The 17,170-nt window shown below is 63.6% G+C and carries 15 protein-coding genes and 1 pseudogene; 5 read left to right on the top strand and 11 right to left on the bottom strand.

All coding sequences use genetic code 11. From position 1 onward, the window contains the following. Positions 1 to 416: 416 nt before the first annotated feature. The 3 genes from carA (at position 417) to ACT7DK_RS13680 (ending at position 5,262) form a co-directional block, all read left to right on the top strand. A complete protein-coding gene (gene carA, locus ACT7DK_RS13690; RefSeq protein ID WP_445400056.1) occupies positions 417 to 1,553 on the top strand; it encodes a glutamine-hydrolyzing carbamoyl-phosphate synthase small subunit in 1,137 nt (378 codons plus the stop codon). A gap of 19 nt (positions 1,554 to 1,572) precedes the next feature. Then, complete coding sequence (gene carB, locus ACT7DK_RS13685; protein WP_445400054.1) at positions 1,573 to 4,800, top strand: carbamoyl-phosphate synthase large subunit; 3,228 nt, start codon at positions 1,573 to 1,575, stop codon at positions 4,798 to 4,800. A 258-nt stretch (positions 4,801 to 5,058) separates the two neighbouring features. Beyond that, positions 5,059 to 5,262: a cold-shock protein gene (locus tag ACT7DK_RS13680; protein WP_445400052.1), complete on the top strand. Its 204-nt coding sequence runs from the start codon at positions 5,059 to 5,061 to the stop codon at positions 5,260 to 5,262. 176 nt (positions 5,263 to 5,438) lie between these two features. On the opposite strand, the gene ruvX is transcribed toward ACT7DK_RS13680, so the two are convergent. The 8 genes from ruvX to metK form a co-directional block, all read right to left on the bottom strand. Then, positions 5,439 to 5,855 (bottom strand): Holliday junction resolvase RuvX, encoded by a 417-nt coding sequence (gene ruvX, locus ACT7DK_RS13675; RefSeq protein WP_445400050.1) that lies wholly within the window; start codon positions 5,853 to 5,855, stop codon positions 5,439 to 5,441. Beyond that, complete coding sequence (locus ACT7DK_RS13670) at positions 5,852 to 6,406, bottom strand: YqgE/AlgH family protein (protein ID WP_445400048.1); 555 nt, start codon at positions 6,404 to 6,406, stop codon at positions 5,852 to 5,854. The genes ruvX and ACT7DK_RS13670 overlap by 4 nt, the downstream gene beginning before the upstream one ends. A 72-nt stretch (positions 6,407 to 6,478) precedes the next feature. Beyond that, positions 6,479 to 7,426 carry a glutathione synthase gene (gene gshB, locus ACT7DK_RS13665; protein WP_445400046.1) on the bottom strand — a complete coding sequence of 316 codons (948 nt, stop codon included), beginning with the start codon at positions 7,424 to 7,426 and terminating at the stop codon, positions 6,479 to 6,481. After that, on the bottom strand, positions 7,423 to 8,154 hold the full coding sequence (gene rsmE, locus ACT7DK_RS13660; RefSeq protein ID WP_445400044.1) for a 16S rRNA (uracil(1498)-N(3))-methyltransferase: 732 nt from the start codon (positions 8,152 to 8,154) through the stop codon (positions 7,423 to 7,425). The genes gshB and rsmE overlap by 4 nt, the downstream gene beginning before the upstream one ends. Next, entirely contained in the window at positions 8,132 to 8,779 is a 648-nt protein-coding gene (locus tag ACT7DK_RS13655) for an endonuclease (protein WP_445402356.1), read from the bottom strand. Before ACT7DK_RS13655 ends, rsmE begins: the two co-directional genes overlap by 23 nt. A gap of 183 nt (positions 8,780 to 8,962) precedes the next feature. Next, a complete protein-coding gene (locus ACT7DK_RS13650; protein WP_445400042.1) occupies positions 8,963 to 9,433 on the bottom strand; it encodes a peroxiredoxin in 471 nt (156 codons plus the stop codon). Further along, positions 9,430 to 9,942, bottom strand: coding sequence for a SprT family zinc-dependent metalloprotease (locus tag ACT7DK_RS13645; protein WP_445400040.1), 513 nt, complete (start codon positions 9,940 to 9,942; stop codon positions 9,430 to 9,432). Before ACT7DK_RS13645 ends, ACT7DK_RS13650 begins: the two co-directional genes overlap by 4 nt. Before the next feature lie 51 nt (positions 9,943 to 9,993). Further along, the gene (metK, locus tag ACT7DK_RS13640) at positions 9,994 to 11,151 is read right to left on the bottom strand and encodes a methionine adenosyltransferase (RefSeq protein ID WP_094038049.1); all 1,158 of its coding nucleotides are present in this window, start codon (positions 11,149 to 11,151) and stop codon (positions 9,994 to 9,996) included. Between the two features lie 228 nt (positions 11,152 to 11,379). Between metK and tkt the strand changes: the two genes are divergently transcribed. After that, complete coding sequence (gene tkt / locus ACT7DK_RS13635) at positions 11,380 to 13,377, top strand: transketolase (RefSeq protein WP_445400037.1); 1,998 nt, start codon at positions 11,380 to 11,382, stop codon at positions 13,375 to 13,377. 136 nt (positions 13,378 to 13,513) lie between these two features. Here tkt and ACT7DK_RS13630 read toward each other — a convergent pair whose 3' ends face one another. Both ACT7DK_RS13630 and ACT7DK_RS13625 read right to left on the bottom strand, forming a co-directional pair. Further along, positions 13,514 to 13,726 (bottom strand): ATP-binding protein, encoded by a 213-nt coding sequence (locus ACT7DK_RS13630; protein ID WP_445400035.1) that lies wholly within the window; start codon positions 13,724 to 13,726, stop codon positions 13,514 to 13,516. 64 nt (positions 13,727 to 13,790) lie between these two features. After that, positions 13,791 to 13,880: pseudogene (locus ACT7DK_RS13625) on the bottom strand (winged helix-turn-helix domain-containing protein); the annotation flags it as partial. Between the two features lie 12 nt (positions 13,881 to 13,892). Here ACT7DK_RS13625 and ACT7DK_RS13620 point away from each other — a divergent pair. Next, entirely contained in the window at positions 13,893 to 14,087 is a 195-nt protein-coding gene (locus ACT7DK_RS13620; protein ID WP_445400033.1) for a heme-binding protein, read from the top strand. Between the two features lie 17 nt (positions 14,088 to 14,104). On the opposite strand, the gene ACT7DK_RS13615 is transcribed toward ACT7DK_RS13620, so the two are convergent. Then, positions 14,105 to 17,059 (bottom strand): sensor domain-containing phosphodiesterase, encoded by a 2,955-nt coding sequence (locus tag ACT7DK_RS13615; RefSeq protein WP_445400031.1) that lies wholly within the window; start codon positions 17,057 to 17,059, stop codon positions 14,105 to 14,107. Positions 17,060 to 17,170: the final 111 nt, after the last annotated feature.

Below are 17,170 nucleotides of genomic sequence, written 5' to 3'. Positions count from 1 at the left end.
CCAGCGTTATGCAGTGTGGCAACCCGGAGGGGCAGGTTCCGTCCGGGTTGCCCCGCCCTGGCTGGCGTGTGTTGTTTTGATGTGAAGTTTTATATCTTGTTGTTATACAAGCTATAATTTTACAATTTTGTGATTCTTTAAGGCATTGACAAAGAAACCGAAGCAATGCCGTATTTTTTGTCATCATTAAGTAAGTTTTGCTTTTTTAAGCGATTTTTTTATCTTTTTATTCTTGGTTTGACCGTGGCCAGGTCGCTCTGACCGTCTCTGCCAAAAAAGTTTGTCGAAAACGGCGCTTTTATATAAAATACGCAGAATTTGCCCAGTATTAGCCGAGATGCAGTAAAATTTTTTTGTCTGTAACTCGGGACAGCCAGGTAAATTGTTGATTTATAAGAATTAACTTGGAGGTTGTCTTGACTCACTCAGCGCTGCTCGTATTGGAAGATGGCTCGGTCTTCCGCGGTACAGCCATCGGTGCCGACGGTTGTTCCGTAGGTGAAGTGGTATTCAATACGTCGATGACGGGATACCAGGAAATCCTTACCGACCCGTCCTATTCCCGCCAGATCGTTACGCTTACTTATCCTCATATAGGCAATACCGGCACTAACGCCGAAGATGAAGAGTCCGATCGGGTCCATGCCCAGGGATTGATCATCCGCGATCTCCCCCTCGTCGCCTCCAACTTCCGCAACCAGCGTTCTCTGTCCGATTACCTCAAGGCCCATAACATAGTGGGTATTGCCGATATCGATACCCGCAAGCTGACCCGACTCCTGCGCGAGAAAGGTGCCCAGGCCGGCTGTATCATCGCCGGCCCCGAGCTGGACGAAGCCCGTGCCCTGGCCGAAGCCAAGGCGTTTCCCGGCCTCAAGGGCATGGATCTCGCCAAGGAAGTGACCACCCGCGAGCCCTACCCCTGGCGTGAAGGCAGCTGGGCCCTGGGCCAGGGCCACCGTCAGCCGGCCGAGAGCGAGCTGCCCTACCACGTGGTGGCCTACGACTACGGTGTCAAGCGCAACATCCTGCGTATGCTGGTCGACCGCGGCTGCCGCCTGACGGTGGTACCGGCCCAGACCCCGGCCGCCGAGGTGCTGGCCATGAACCCGGACGGCATCTTTCTGTCCAACGGCCCCGGTGACCCCGAGCCCTGCGATTACGCCATCAGTGCCATCAAGACCTTCCTCGACACCAACATTCCGGTATTCGGCATCTGCCTGGGCCACCAGCTGCTCGGCCTGGCCAGTGGCGCCCAGACCGTGAAGATGAAGTTCGGCCACCACGGTGCCAACCACCCGGTCAAGGATCTGGACAAGGGCGTGGTGATGATCACCAGTCAGAACCACGGCTTCGCGGTAGACGAAGCCAGCCTGCCGGCCAATGTGCGGGTGACCCACAAGTCATTGTTCGACGGCTCCCTGCAGGGGATTCACCGCACCGACAGGCCGGCATTCAGCTTCCAGGGCCACCCTGAAGCGAGCCCGGGTCCGCACGAAGCCGCCGACCTGTTCGACCACTTTATCGATTTGATTAAGCAGTACCGCGCGTAATTAGGAGTAGGGAAGAGTCATGCCAAAACGTACAGACATACAGAGCATTCTGATCCTGGGCGCTGGCCCCATCGTGATCGGTCAGGCCTGTGAATTCGACTACTCCGGCGCCCAGGCCTGCAAGGCCCTGCGGGAAGAAGGCTACCGCGTCATCCTGGTCAACTCCAACCCGGCCACCATCATGACCGATCCGGAGATGGCCGACGCCACCTATATCGAACCCATCCACTGGGAAGTGGTGCGTCGCATCATCGAGAAGGAGCGCCCCGACGCGGTGCTGCCCACCATGGGTGGCCAGACCGCGCTCAACTGCGCCCTGGAGCTGGAAAAGCACGGCGTGCTGGCCGAATTCGGGGTGGAGATGATCGGCGCCACCGCCGACGCCATCGACAAGGCGGAAGACCGCTATCGCTTCGACCAGGCGATGAAGAGCATCGGCCTGGAGTGTCCCCGCGCCGGCATCGCCCACAATATGGACGAAGCCTACGGGGTGCTGGACCAGGTGGGCTTCCCCTGCATCATCCGCCCCAGCTTCACCATGGGCGGCACCGGCGGCGGCATCGCCTACAACCGGGAAGAGTTCGAGGAGATCTGTACCCGCGGCCTGGACCTGTCGCCCACCAATGAGCTCTTGATCGACGAGTCCCTCATTGGCTGGAAAGAGTACGAGATGGAAGTGGTGCGGGATCGCAACGACAACTGCATCATCGTCTGCGCCATCGAGAACTTCGACGCCATGGGCGTGCACACCGGTGACTCCATCACGGTGGCGCCGGCCCAGACCCTGACCGACAAGGAATACCAGCTGATGCGCAACGCCTCCATGGCGGTGCTGCGCGAGATCGGGGTGGAAACCGGCGGCTCCAACGTCCAGTTCGGCATCGATCCCAAGACCGGGCGTATGGTCATCATCGAGATGAACCCGCGGGTATCCCGTTCCTCCGCCCTGGCTTCCAAGGCCACCGGTTTCCCCATCGCCAAGGTGGCGGCCAAGCTGGCCATCGGTTACACCCTGGATGAGCTGCAGAACGACATCACCGGTGGCCTGACCCCGGCTTCGTTCGAGCCTGCCATCGACTACGTGGTCACCAAGGTGCCGCGCTTCAACTTCGAAAAATTTGCCGGCGCCAACGATCGCCTGACCACCCAGATGAAGTCGGTGGGTGAGGTGATGGCCATCGGCCGCAACTTCCAGGAATCGGTGCAGAAGGCCCTGCGCGGCCTGGAAACCGGCATGCACGGTTTTGACCCCATCGTCGACCTGAACGATCCCGAGAGCCTGGCGCGCATCCGCCACGAGCTGCAGGAACCCGGTGCCGAGCGGATCTGGTACATCGCCGATGCCTTCCGCGCCGGCATGAGCGTGGACGGCGTGTTCAAGCTGACCAACGTGGACCGCTGGTTCCTGGTACAGATAGAAGAGCTGGTCAAGCTGGAAGAGCAGGTCAAGGAAGGCGGTTTCGCCGGCCTGACCCCCGAATTCCTGCGCGCACTCAAGCGCAAGGGCTTTGCCGATGCGCGCCTCGGCAAGCTGCTGGGCGTGGCCGAAGGCGAGGTGCGCAAGCTGCGCCATCGCCATGAGATCTTCCCGGTGTACAAACGGGTGGATACCTGCGCCGCCGAGTTTGCCACCAACACCGCCTACATGTACTCCAGTTACGACGAGGAATGCGAGGCCAACCCCACCGACAAGGACAAAATCATCGTCCTGGGTGGCGGCCCCAACCGTATCGGCCAGGGCATCGAGTTCGACTACTGCTGTGTGCACGCGGCCCTGGCCCTGCGCGAGGACGGGTTCGAGACCATCATGGTCAACTGTAACCCGGAAACCGTGTCCACCGACTACGACACCTCCGACCGCCTCTACTTCGAGCCGGTGACCTTGGAAGACGTACTGGAAATCGTGCGGGTCGAGCAGCCCAAGGGCGTGATCGTCCAGTACGGCGGCCAGACCCCGCTGAAACTGGCGCGGGCCCTGGAAGCGGCCGGCGTGCCGGTGATCGGCACCAGCCCGGACGCCATCGACCGGGCCGAGGACCGGGAGCGGTTCCAGCAGGCGGTGGAGCGCCTGGGCCTCAAGCAGCCCCAGAACGCCACCGTGACCGCCCTGGAGCAGGCCGTGTCCCTGGCCGAGAAAATCGGCTACCCGCTGGTGGTGCGCCCCTCCTACGTGCTGGGCGGCCGGGCCATGGAAATCGTCTACGACGAGCAGGATCTGCGCCGCTACTTCAACGAGGCGGTGAGCGTGTCCAACGAGTCGCCGGTGCTGCTGGATCGCTTCCTGGATGACGCCACCGAGGTGGACATCGACGCCATCTGCGACGGCAAGGACGTGGTCATCGGCGGCATCATGGAGCACATCGAGCAGGCCGGCGTGCACTCCGGCGACTCCGGTTGCTCCCTGCCGCCCTACACCCTGAGCAAGGCGATCCAGGACGAGATGCGCGAGCAGGTGCGCAAGCTGGCCCTGGAACTGGGCGTGGTCGGCCTGATGAACGTGCAGTTCGCGGTCAAGGGCAATGACATTTATCTCATCGAGGTGAACCCGCGCGCCGCCCGTACCGTGCCCTTCGTGTCCAAGGCGACCGGCGTGGCCCTGGCCAAGGTGGCGGCCCGGGTGATGGCCGGCAAGTCCCTGGCCGAGCAGGGCGTGACCAAAGAAATCATCCCGCCCTACTACTCGGTCAAGGAAGTGGTGCTGCCGTTCAACAAGTTCCCGGGCGTGGACCCGCTGCTGGGGCCGGAAATGCGCTCCACCGGCGAGGTGATGGGCGTGGGCGAGACCTTCGCCGAGGCCTTCGGCAAGGCCCACCTGGGCGCCGGCAAGGCGGTGCCGAAGGAAGGTCGGGCCCTGCTGTCGGTGCGCCACAGCGACAAGCAGCGGGTGGTCGACCTGGCCGCCAGCCTGGTGGAGGCCGGTTACCAGCTGGACGCCACCCACGGCACCGCCGTGGTGCTGGGCGAGGCCAATATCAACCCGCGGCTGGTGAACAAGGTGCACGAAGGTCGTCCGCACATTCTGGATCGCATCAAGAACAACGAGTACAGCTACATCGTGAACACCGCCGAGGGCCGCCAGGCCATCGAGGATTCCCGCCAGCTGCGCCGGGGTGCCCTGAGCCAGAAGGTGTCCTACACCACCACCCTGAACGGGGCTTTCGCCACCGTCATGGCCATGGCTTACGACGCCACCGCCTCCGTGATTTCGGTGCAGGAAATGCACGAGCGGGTCGCCAACGGTAAATAAGCTGGCGGCTGTCTCGACAATGGAAAAGGCGCCTGCGGGCGCCTTTTTGCTGCTGTATAAAATTTATTCAAAGATATGGGCGATAGTGTTTGACGCCATCCCGCGACTCCCGTAGAGTGCACCCCAGCAAGATTCTCAAGTCAGCGCGGCCTTTGTATATTGTTGGTTCCTTTGCGGTTCTTCAGTCACCAAGCTTCCCTTATTTGATTGTTGTTGCGTTTCCGAGCATGGCTCATCACTGAATAAAGGTAAGATAAAATGGCTAACGGCACCGTAAAATGGTTCAACGAAGCAAAAGGTTTTGGTTTCATCACTCCGGCTGACGGCAGCAAGGATTTGTTTGCCCACTTCTCCGAGATCGTCGGCAGCGGTTTCAAGACCCTGACCGAAGGCCAGCAGGTCTCCTACACCCCGACCCAGGGTGCCAAGGGCCCGCAGGCGTCCCAGATCCAGGTGCTCTGAGCCCTTAGGATCATCGCATCCAGTAAAAAACCCGCTTCGGCGGGTTTTTTTGTACCCCTAACCGGGACAGAGAGGCGGTTACTGGTGCGAACGGTGCTGGACAGACTGGATCACAGCACATCCATGATGCCAGCTTCCAGCTTCCAGCTTCCAGCTTCCAGCTTCCAGCTTCCAGCTTATAGCCGGCTTTCCATCCAGGATTCGAGGATCAGCTGGGCCGAGACCGCGTCCACCGCGTCCTTGCCCAGGGCCTTGTAGCCGCCGGCCTCGAACAGCCGGGCGCGGGCGTCGGTGGTGGTCAGGCGCTCGTCCTGCAGTTCGACGGCCAGGCCGAAGCGGCCGTGCAGCCGATTGGCGAACTTGCGCGCGCGCCGGCTGATGTCCTGCTCGGTGCCGTCCATGTTGAGGGGCAGGCCCACCACCAGCAGCGCCGGTTGCCATTCCTTGAGCAGTTTTTCCACTTGGCTCCAGTCGGGTACGCCGTCGTTAGCCTTGAGCGCCATCAGTGGCCGGGCCGAGGCGGTGACCTCCTGGCCCACGGCCACACCGATGCTCTTCAGGCCGTAGTCGAAGCCGAGCAGGGTGCGGCTCATGCGTGGCCCACCTGGGAAGACAACTGGCGCGAGTCCACGCCCAGCCGCCCTATGGCCTGGTGCCAACGCTGCGCCAGGGGGGTGTCGAAGATGAGAGCGGTATCGGCGGGGATGGTCAGCCAGCTGTTTTCCACCAGCTCCTGCTCCAGCTGGCCCGGGGTCCAGCCGGCATAGCCCAAGGCCACTAGGTAGTGCGCCGGCTCCTGCTCTGTGCCCAGTACCTCCAGCACGTCGCGGGAGGTGGTGATCATCAGATCCTCAGCCAGCTGCTGGCTGGAGCTGAAGCCCTCGACCGGGCTGTGCAGCACGAAGCCGCGATCCGCCGCCACCGGTCCCCCCTGCAGCACCGGACGCTCGAGGCTGGGGCTGTCTTCCGGCTCCAGCTCCAGCTGGTGCAGCAGCTCATGGACTTTCATATCGATGGGAATATTGATCACCAGCCCCATGGCGCCGTCGTCATTGTGCTCACAGATATAGGTGACGGAGCCGGCAAAGAAGGGGTCCCTGAGGCTGGGCATGGCGATAAGAAAGTGATGTTGCAGTGAATCCATGGCGTCTCGTGTCGGTTGAACCCGGGGGGCGGTGGCCGGCCCCGGGGATTAAGGGCGTCTTAGTCTTAATTGTCAGGATAGTCGTTTTTCGATGGCATCCATCATCATGCCGGTAATATTGACCGGGAAGGCGGCTTCGATCTCGCGCACACAGGTCGGGCTGGTGACATTCACCTCGGTCAGCTTGTCACCGATGATGTCGAGCCCCACGAAGATCAGGCCCTTGGCCTTGAGCACCGGGCCCAGGGCCTCGGCGATACGCCGGTCGCTGTCGCTCAGGGGGCGGGCTTCGCCCCGGCCGCCGGCGGCCAGGTTGCCGCGGGTTTCGCCACCCTGGGGGATGCGTGCCAGGCAGTAGGGCACCGGCTCGCCGTCGACCACCAGCACCCGCTTGTCACCGTCCTTGATGGCGGGCAGGTAGGTCTGCACCATGCAGTAACGGTGGCCGTGCTCGGTCAGGGTCTCGATGATCACGCCGAGGTTGGGATCATCTTCCTTCACCCGGAAGATGGAGGCGCCGCCCATGCCGTCCAGGGGCTTGAGGATAATGTCCTTGTGCTCGGCGTGGAAGGCGCGGATGTCGCCGGCCTTGCGGGTCACCAGGGTGCTGGGGGTGTGCTCGGCAAACCAGGCGGTATAGAGCTTCTCATTGGCGTCGCGCAGGCTCTGGGGCTTGTTGACGATCAGCACGCCTTCTTCCTCGGCCCGTTCCAGCAGATAGGTGGCGTAGATATATTCGGTGTCGAAGGGGGGATCCTTGCGCATCAGGATCACGTCCAGGCTGCGCAAGGGCTGCAGCTTGGGTTCGGTCAGGCTGAACCACTGGTGCGGGTCTTCTTTCACCGACAGCGGTGCCATGTTGCCGAAGGCCTCACCGTCGCGCAGGCTGAGATCGCTCATCTCCATGTACCAGAGTTCATAACCCCGGCGCTGGGCTTCCAGCAGCATGGCGAAACTGGTGTCTTTCTTGATATTGATGGACTGGATGGGGTCCATCACAATTCCCAACTTGATGGTCATGCAAGATCTCCAAAACGGCATTGCAGGGCGGTGATGGCGGTCAGCGCCGCGGTCTCGGTACGCAGTACCCGGGGACCGAGCAGGATATCGATGAAACCAAGGGTCCGGGCCTGTGCTATTTCCTCGTCTGACAGTCCCCCCTCGGGGCCTACCAGCAGCCTAATGCCGCTATCCGGTAGCGGCAAGGTATTGACGCTGTAGTGGGCGCGTGGATGCAGATTGAGCTTGAGCTCGGTGGTCTCCTCCGCCAGCCAGTGCGAAAGATCCATGGCCGGGCGGATCTCGGGGATGCGGTTGCGACCGCACTGCTCGCAGGCGGCGATGGCGATCTTCTGCCACTGCTGGATCTTCTTGTCCAGCCGTTCGCCGCCGAGCTTGACGCCGCAACGGCTGGAAAACAGCGGGGTGATGACGTTGACTCCCAGCTCCACCGATTTCTGGATGGTGAATTCCATCTTCTCGCCTCGGCTGATCACCTGGCCCAGGTGGAAAGGCAGCGGCGATTCGGCCTCGGTGGCGCTGAAGTTGCCGATGCTTACCAGCACCGATTTCTTGTCCACCCGGACGATGTCGGCGTCGTACTGGCCTCCGGTGCCGTCAAACAGCACCAGCGCCTGGCCCGGCTGCATGCGCAGCACCCGGCCCACGTGGTTGGCGCCGTCCTCCGACAGGGGCAATTCCAGCCCGGACCTGAGCGGTCCGGGCTCATGGATTCGGGGTATACGCATAGTGTTCGCACTGCTCCTTCACAAAGGGGTTGCGGTTGCCCTGTACCTCGTTGATGCGGTGATCCCGCTCGCATTCCCACTGGCTGGCCGGATATTGGCGGTTCCAGACCTCGAACAAGCGGAGCTGCTGTTTGGCGATGTCGAGCCGGTACTGCTGCTGCATATAGAGGTAGGTGCGGGCGATGGCGCCGCGGCTTTCCTCCGGTGGCTGGGCCCGACGACCCTTGAAGTCTACCAGCATTCGGCACCGGCCGTACTGGCTCGGCTGACCGTTCCACTCGGAAAAGCGGTAATTGGAGCGATCGCCGTTGACCTCACCGACGGCCGGTACCAGGTTGTGCAGGTCACCTTCCATACGGTTGAACAGCTCGTCGTGACGGGTGCAATTCTTGCGGCCGCCGTTTTGCCAGCACTGACGCTGGTGGCCAAATTCCCATGCCGGCACCAGGTGTTCCCACTCGATACGGCTGGCCCGCAGCAGCTGCTTGCGCACCTGGTAGCCGCAGCCGTCCAGGTCCGGAACCAGCTTCTTGCCTTCCCGCTTGATCTTGCAACCACAGTAAAAGGAGACCGGATGGGGTTCATAGAGCCGGGAGGCCACCCGTTTTGCCTGGCCGAAAGACAATACGTCGGCATAAGCCAGCCAGGAGCTTAAGCCCAATAGTAAAATCAGATAGCGCACGACTCGTTATTGTTTGTTGATATAACAGCGGGGCAAGCTTATCACTCGGGGCGGGGCAGGGGAAAGGGCCTTTACGGCGGGGACTGGGACACGGGGAGGACAGCCCGTGTCCCAGTCCCGATCTTATTACACCAGCTTCAGCATGGCTTCGGCGGAAGACACCTCGAACTTGCCCGGGGCTTCCACCTGCAGGGAGGTCACCACCCCGTCTTCGGCCACCAGAGCAAAGCGCTGGGCGCGCAGGCCGCCGAACTCGCCGGTGTCCTTGTCGAGCCCCAGAGCCTGGACGAAACGACCGGCACCGTCGGCCAGCATGGTGATGGCACCGGCGTTCTGGGCCTGCTGCCAGGCGCGCATCACGAAGGCATCGTTAACCGACAGGCAGAACAAATCGACGCCCTTGCTCTTGAACTGGTCGGCCAGCACCACGAAACCGGGCAGGTGGGCCTGGGAGCAGGTGGGTGTGAAAGCGCCGGGCACGGCGAAGATCACCACCTTCTTGCCGCCGAACAGCTCGGCGCCGGTGGCGGTGTGTTTGCCGGCCTCGGTGATAAAGGTGAATTCCTGCTCGGGCAGGCGGTCGCCAATCTGGATCATGGGTTTTTCCTTCTGGTGGGGAGATGGGGTTTGAGCAACTGGCCGCAGTGCATGCACAGGTAACGCTGTTTGCCGCGCCGAATATTGTTGTGGCGGCGCAGGCTCAGCTGATGCAGGCGACAGCCGCAGTCGTAGCTAAAGGTGGGGGCCACCTTGGCGGTATTCAAGCGGTGACGGGTCCGCGGCTCGAGTTCGAAGACATCGCGCATCACGGCCTGCCATTCGGCGCCATGGGGCCGGACCTTGCCATGGCGGTGGAACACCACCAGGTGGGCCACTTCGTGGGGCACTATCTCTGTGAGAAAGTCGGCGGCGTTGTCGGCCAGCAGCACCGGGTTGAAGCGCAGCTCCCAGCGCTCCAGCCAGGCGGAGCCGGCGATGCGGCCGCGTTGATCGAAGCGCACCCGGGGGGCGGGAAAATCCCGGCCCAGCCGTTGTCCGGCCAGCACCAGGCACTGGCTCACTCTGTCCCGCACCTGCTGGAGCAGGGCATCGCTGGGTTGACTCATGGAGATAAAGGCAGATAAACGAAGGGGAAGCCTGCGCTTCCCCTCGGGTGGTTACTTGAGGCCGGCGGCGTCGCGCAGCAGCTCGGCCTTGTCGGTGGCTTCCCAGGGGAACTCCTCCCGACCGAAGTGGCCGTAGGCGGCGGTGGCCTGGTAGATGGGCCGGTTCAGATCCAGCATCTGGATCAGGCCATAGGGGCGCAGATCGAAGTGCTCGCGCACCAGGGCGTCGATAAGCTCCTCGGCCACTTTGCCGGTGCCGAAGGTTTCCACGCTGATGGAGGTGGGCTCGGCCACGCCGATGGCGTAGGACACCTGGATCTCGCAGCGATCGGCCAGGCCGGCAGCGACGATGTTTTTGGCCACGTAGCGGGCGGCGTAGGCGGCGGAGCGGTCCACCTTGGACGGATCCTTGCCGGAGAAAGCACCGCCGCCGTGGCGGGCCATGCCGCCGTAGGTGTCGACGATGATCTTGCGCCCGGTCAGGCCGCAGTCGCCCATGGGGCCGCCGATGATGAACTGGCCGGTGGGGTTGATGAAGTACTTGGTCTTGCTGGTCAGCCACTCGGCGGGCAGCACCGGCTTGATGATCAGCTCCATCACCGCTTCGCGCAGGGTGGCCTGATCGATGTCGGGGCCGTGCTGGGTGGACAGCACCACGGCGTCGATGGCCACCGGCTTGCCGTCTTCATAGACGAAGGTCACCTGGGACTTGGCGTCCGGGCGCAGCCAGGGCAGCTCCTTGGCCTTGCGCACATGGGCCTGGCGCTTGACCAGGCGGTGGGCGTAGGTGATGGGGGCGGGCATCAGCACTTCGGTTTCGTTGGAGGCGTAGCCGAACATCAGGCCCTGGTCACCGGCGCCCTGGGCGTAAGGGTCGTCCCCTTCCCGATCCACGCCCATGGCGATATCCGGGGACTGCTTGCCGATGGCGTTGAGCACGGCGCAGCTGTCACCGTCGAAGCCCATGTCGGAGCTGGTGTAGCCGATATCGCGTACGGTGCGGCGGGCCAGCTCTTCGATGTCGACCCAGGCGCTGGTGGAGATTTCGCCACCCACGATCACCATGCCGGTCTTGACGTAGGTTTCGCAGGCGACCCGCGCCTTGGGATCCTGCTTGATGATGGCGTCGAGCACCGCATCGGAGATCTGGTCGGCAATCTTGTCCGGATGACCTTCGGATACGGACTCGGAGGTAAACAGTCTGGCCATTATGCTTCGGTTCCTAAACTTGAATTAATCTGTCGCTGTCATGATACCGCCAACATAGCGGTATTAACATCTGGATGGCTATTCTAGTGAGGCGCCTTGCCGATTGCCAGCAAAATGTGCCGGGGCGGGCCACCCCGGCGGGGGAGAATAATTTGCGCCCTCCGGCAGTCTTTGGGACAATACCGCCGTCTATTTAACCCTACATGTAAATGTTCTCAGGAGATGTCGATGCCTTCTCGTCAAGTGCTGGCCAATGCCGTGCGCGCATTGAGTATGGATGCGGTGCAGAAAGCCAATTCCGGCCACCCCGGAGCCCCCATGGGCATGGCGGATATCGCCGAGGTGTTGTGGCGTGATTACTTGCAGCACAACCCCGCCAACCCCAACTGGGCCGACCGCGACCGTTTCATCCTGTCCAACGGCCACGGCTCCATGCTGCTGTACTCCCTGCTGCACCTGACCGGTTACGAGCTGTCCATCGACGATCTCAAGCAGTTCCGCCAGCTGCACTCCAAGACCCCGGGCCACCCCGAGTACGGCTATGCGCCGGGCGTGGAAACCACCACCGGCCCCCTGGGCCAGGGCATCACCAACGCCGTGGGCATGGCCATCGCCGAGAAGGCCCTGGCCGCCCAGTTCAACCGCCCCGGCCATGAGGTGGTGGACCACTACACCTACTGTTTCCTGGGCGACGGCTGCCTGATGGAAGGCATCTCCCACGAAGCCTGCTCCCTGGCCGGCACCCTGGGGCTGGGCAAGCTTATCGCCTTCTGGGACGACAACGGCATCTCCATCGACGGTCACGTCGACGGCTGGTTCAGCGACGACACGCCCAAACGCTTCGAAGCTTACGGCTGGCAGGTGATCGCCAATGTCGACGGCCATGACAGCGCCGCCGTGGCCGCCGCCATCGACGCCGCCCGCGCGGATACTTCCCGCCCGACCCTGATCTGCTGCAAGACCGTGATCGGTTTCGGCTCTCCCAACAAGGCCGGCAGCCACGACTGCCACGGCGCGCCCCTGGGTGACGCCGAGATCGCCGCCACCCGCGAGCAGCTGGGCTGGAGCCACGCGGCCTTCGAGATCCCCGCCGACGTTTACGGCGAGTGGGATGCCAAGGCCAAGGGCCAGGCTGCCGAAGCCGCCTGGGACGAAAGATTCGCCGCCTACGCCGCCGCCCATCCGGCATTGGCCACCGAACTCAAGCGCCGTCTGAACGGCGAACTGCCCGTCGACTGGGCCGCCCAGAGTGCCGACTTCATCAAGACCCTGCAGGCCAACCCGGCCAAGATCGCCACCCGCAAGGCCTCCCAGAACGCCCTGGACGCCTACGGCGCCATCCTGCCCGAACTGCTCGGCGGCAGCGCCGACCTGGCGCCTTCCAACCTGACCATGCACAAGGGCTCCCAGCCCATCAGCGCCGAAGACGCTTCCGGCAACTACCTGCACTACGGGGTGCGTGAGTTCGGCATGAGCGCCATCATGAACGGCATCGCCCTGCACGGCGGCTTCGTGCCCTACGGCGGTACCTTCCTGATGTTCGTGGAATACGCCCGCAACGCGGTGCGCATGGCGGCCCTGATGAAGCAGCGCTCCATCTTCGTCTACACCCACGACAGCATCGGCCTGGGCGAAGACGGCCCCACCCACCAGCCGGTGGAGCAGATCGCCTCCCTGCGCCTGACCCCCAACATGAGCACCTGGCGCCCCTGCGACCAGGTCGAGTCCGCCGTGGCCTGGAAACACGCCATCGAGCGCAAGGACGGTCCGACCTCTCTTATCTTCTCCCGCCAGAACCTGGGACAGATGGAGCGCACCGAGGCCCAGCTGGCCGACGTGGCCAGGGGCGGCTATGTGCTGAAGGACTGCGCCGGCACTCCCGAGCTCATCATCATCGCCACCGGCTCCGAAGTGGAGCTGGCGGTGGCCGCCTTTGAGCAGCTGAGCGCCGAAGGCCGCGCGGTGCGGGTGGTGTCCCTGCCCTGTACCGATGTGTTCGACGCCCAGTCCGCCGACTACAGGGAAAGCGTGCTGCCCGCCGCCGTCACCAAGCGCCTGGCGGTGGAAGCCGGCATCAAGGACTACTGGTACAAGTACGTGGGCTTCGGTGGCGACATCATCGGCATGACCAGCTTCGGCGAGTCGGCCCCGGCCGGCGACCTGTTCAAGCTGTTCGGCTTTACTGTCGACAACGTGGTGGAAAAGGCCAAGGCCCTGCTGGCCTGAGCCTTCCCCCATCCCGTAAGAAACCGGCTGCTGTAGCCGGTTTTTTTATGCCCGGGATCCAGCCTGCTAAATAATGTTTCCGACTACCAGTTCGCTATCGGCAGCGACCGGACGGTGGCCGGTCGCTGTAGCACCATTAGGATGAGTTGTTTAGAGGAAAGAGGCAGCGAAAGCGGCGGCCCTCTGTGCCGGACTCGACCTCGATGCGGGCCTGGTGGCCGTCGAGAATCGCCTTGACCAGGGCCAGCCCGAGGCCGTGGTTGTGCCGGCCGCGGTCGGCCCGGTACAGGCGTTCGAAGATATGGGGCAGGTCGGCCGGATCGATACCCATCTCCGAGTCTTCGACCACCACCGCTGTCCTTGTCTATCTTGTTGCGCAGCCGGCACACCAGCATGTCCACCACATGGGTCTGGGGATCGAAGCGGTAGTCCCAGACCCGCTCCAGGATCTGGGTGCGGGACAGCACCCGTTCCTGGTGGCGCAGCAGCAGTTCGAGCAGCACCAGTTCGCGGGGTTGCAGCGCCAGCTTCTGGTCGCCGCGCAACCGGCCCTGTTCGGCCTGCGTGAGATGCCCCCGGACCTGCTGATCCTGGGCGGCGGCGTGCCGGTGCGGGTGAAGGAGCAACTGGTGGGCGGCATCGGCGGGGCGCCCGGCGGCCACCTGGACCAGGCTTGTGCCGAGGCCGCGCTCAACGCCGTACTGAACTAGGTGCCTGCCGGCGCTGGCTAGCCCTGCTGTGCCAGCCAGGCCATCAGTTGCGGCTCCGGCATGGGGCGGGCGCGCAGGTAACCCTGGTAGGCCGGGCAGCCGAGCTCGGCCAGGCTGGCCAGCTGCTGCTCGGTCTCTACTCCTTCCGCCACTACCGTCAGTTTGAGGATGGCGGCCAGCTCCAGCAGGCAGGCGATGATGGCCTTGTCCTGGGGCCGTTTGTCGATGTGCTGGATAAAGGAGCGATCCAGCTTGATCTCGTCCACCGGCAGTTCCCGCAGATAGGCGAAGGAGGAATAGCCGGTGCCGAAGTCATCGATGGACAGGCCCACGCCCAGGGCCTTGATTTGGGACATGCGGGCCCGGCTTTCCTGCAGGTTCTCGAGGATCACTCCCTCGGTGACCTCCAGCGTCAGCCTGTTCCTGCCGGCGGGGTATTGTTGCAGCAGGGCCGAGAGCCGGGTGACAAAATCCGGGCTGTGGAAGTGGCGGGCGCTGATATTGACCGAGACCCGGCCTGGGCGAAGACCGTCCTGCTGCCAGGCCTGGATACGGGCGCAGGCCTGCAGCAATACCCAGTCGCCGATGTCGCAGATCAGCGAGGTTTCCTCTGCCACCGGGATGAAGTGGCTCGGGGGCACCACCTTTCTGCCCGGCGGTTGCCAGCGCAGCAGGGCTTCGAGCCCCAGTTGCCGGTCGTCGTCCACCCCCAGCTGGGGCTGGAAGTGGAGCTCCAGCTCCCGATCCTTCAGTGCCTGCTGCAGGGCGTTCGACAGCTGCAGCCGTTCCTGCACCTCGTCGGCCATTTCCTGGCTGAAGAACACATGGCTGCCGGGAGCGATGCGTTTGGCCATGTGGTTGGCGGTGTCCGCCTGGCGCATGTATTCCTCCAGCCCCAGGCCAACCACCGGAAACAGGCTGATGCCCAGGCTGGCGCTCAGGTGCAGGCGCAACTGGTCGAGCTGGAAGGGCAGCAGGAACTGCTCGCGCAGGGCGTTGGCCAACTGCTCGGCCCGGGTCTTGGCCGCCGAATAGCCGTGGCCGAGCCCCGGGCAGAGCAGCACGAACTCGTCGCTGGCGATGCGCGCCAGGCTGGCGCCCTCGATCTGTTCGGCAAACCGCCCCAGGCGCTCGGCCACCTGCACCAGCAGGGCATCGCCGATGGCATAGCCGAGGGAATCGTTGATGTTCTTGAAGTCGTCCAGATCGAGCAGCAGCAGGGCGCCCCGGCTGGCTTCATGCTCGGCCAGGGCCACCGTATGAGCGATATGCTCGACCATGAAGCGGCGGTTGTGCAGGCCGGTGAGTTCGTCGAAATAGGCCATCTGCTCGATGCGCTGCTTGTCGGCCTTCTGCCCGGAAATGTCTTCTACGCAGCACACATAGTGCACCATGCCGAGGCCATCCCGCACTTCGGTGATGCGGATGCTGACCGCCAGTTCCCGGCCGTCCGCCCGCAACAGCCGCTGCTCCCCCTGCCACTGGTGCCGCTGCTCCATGGCCTGGATGATGGTGTCCATGGTGGCGGTATGGGGATCTTCGGCCCTGAACTCGAGGGCGGAGCAGCCTACCAGCTCGTCCCGGCCGTAGCCGCTCATCTCGGCGAAGGCCCGATTGGCCTGCTGGAGGCGCAGCCGGTTGTCGGTGATGAAGAGTCCTTCCTGGGTTTCGAAGGCGGCCGCCGCCACCATCAGGGCTTCCTGATCCCGGCGGCGCAGCAGCTCGGCCCCGACCCTGGGCTCGAGCTGCTCGAGCAGGGCCTGGATGGCGGCGCCGGCTGCCAGCGGCTGCCGGAACAGCAGCACCACCAGCCCCAGGGGATGGTGCTCTTCATCCTTGAGCGACAGGCCGACATAGGCCTGCAGGCCCTTTTCCTGCAGCAGGCTGTCTTGTGGGAACAACTCGGCGACACCGCGGGGGTAGACGCAGATATTGCTGTCGGCTTCGTGGCTGAAGGCGCAGGGGGTGCCGGCCAGCGGGTAGCTGAAGGGGGGCAGGAGCTGCCCCCCTTCATAGCAGGCCAGTACCCGCACCTTGTCCTGCCGCCGGTGCTGCAGCCCGACCAGAGCCAGGTCGGCACCGCAGAGCTCGGCCAGTTGCAGGGCCAGCTGGTTGAAGAAATCCTGGCCGGTGTGACGGCACAGCAAGGGGATCAGGGCCGAGATATCCGGCCCGGCGCCATCGGTCGGCGCGGGCCCGGCGGGGGCGGCGATAAGATCGGCCAACTGGCCTGCCAGGGTGGCGGCAAACTGCAGGTCCGCGGCGGTCAACGGTGCCCGGGGACGGCCGTATTCCAGGCTGACGAGGCCGGCCACCTTGTGGCCGGCCGGCAGGGGCACATCCAGCCGGTGCTGGATGCCGTCCTTCGCCAGATAGTCGAAGGCGCCGAGCAGGGGCTGCTGGGCGCAGTGGCTGTAGCTCAGGCCGCCCCGTTGCTGCAGGGTGCGCAGGTAGCGGCGTTCGGCCTTGGCGGGATGCAGCAGGAAGGGCATCCCCTGGCTGTAGAGGGGGCGCAGCAGCTCTTCTTCCGGGTAATGACGCCACAGGATGATCCTGTCCGCCTGCAACTGATTGAGCAGGGTATCCATCAGCGCCGGCAGCCTGGCCGACAGTGGGGCTGGTTGGCGCCAGCCCTGCTGCAGCTGCCATTCCATCAGCCCCAGGGCGTCCTGATGCAGGAGCTGGCCCATGTCGGCGCTGAGCAACCAGCCGTTGCGCTCGGTAGGGGCCAGGTGGCACTGCCAGCGCCGCTCCCCTATGGTCAGGCCGATGCTGGCGGAACGGCCTTCGGCGCACAGCTGCTCCAGCCGCCGCCGCTCAGGGTCGCCGAGCTGGCTGAGCAGGGAACGCTGGGGGTCGGGAAGTGGGATATCGGCGTGGGGCAAGGGGGTCAGCGGATAAAGACAGAACTGGGGATCCAGCCTGAAAAAACACAACTGATGCCGGGTCCTGTGGAGTGCAGGCAACTGCATGATACTGATGGTCCTTGTGAGCGCACGCTTGCCGAATGGGCATCATATTGACGGCTGGCTGCGGTGTTGTAAATAACGGGGCAGCGACGACCTGGTGATCTTTATATTAGA

It is taken from the genome of Zobellella sp. An-6, from assembly GCF_052487945.1.
The sequence above is the reverse complement of the archived record's forward strand: the minus strand, read 5'-3'. Positions and strand labels throughout refer to the sequence as shown.

Coding starts and splice junctions, on each gene's coding strand:
- carB (WP_445400054.1), top strand. CDS start 1,573: ATGCCAAAACGTACAGACATACAGAGCATTCTGATCCTGGGCGCTGGC.
- ACT7DK_RS13680 (WP_445400052.1), top strand. CDS start 5,059: ATGGCTAACGGCACCGTAAAATGGTTCAACGAAGCAAAAGGTTTTGGT.
- ruvX (WP_445400050.1), bottom strand. CDS start 5,855: ATGAGCCGCACCCTGCTCGGCTTCGACTACGGCCTGAAGAGCATCGGT.
- ACT7DK_RS13670 (WP_445400048.1), bottom strand. CDS start 6,406: ATGGATTCACTGCAACATCACTTTCTTATCGCCATGCCCAGCCTCAGG.
- gshB (WP_445400046.1), bottom strand. CDS start 7,426: ATGACCATCAAGTTGGGAATTGTGATGGACCCCATCCAGTCCATCAAT.
- rsmE (WP_445400044.1), bottom strand. CDS start 8,154: ATGCGTATACCCCGAATCCATGAGCCCGGACCGCTCAGGTCCGGGCTG.
- ACT7DK_RS13650 (WP_445400042.1), bottom strand. CDS start 9,433: ATGATCCAGATTGGCGACCGCCTGCCCGAGCAGGAATTCACCTTTATC.
- ACT7DK_RS13645 (WP_445400040.1), bottom strand. CDS start 9,942: ATGAGTCAACCCAGCGATGCCCTGCTCCAGCAGGTGCGGGACAGAGTG.
- metK (WP_094038049.1), bottom strand. CDS start 11,151: ATGGCCAGACTGTTTACCTCCGAGTCCGTATCCGAAGGTCATCCGGAC.
- tkt (WP_445400037.1), top strand. CDS start 11,380: ATGCCTTCTCGTCAAGTGCTGGCCAATGCCGTGCGCGCATTGAGTATG.
- ACT7DK_RS13615 (WP_445400031.1), bottom strand. CDS start 17,059: ATGCAGTTGCCTGCACTCCACAGGACCCGGCATCAGTTGTGTTTTTTC.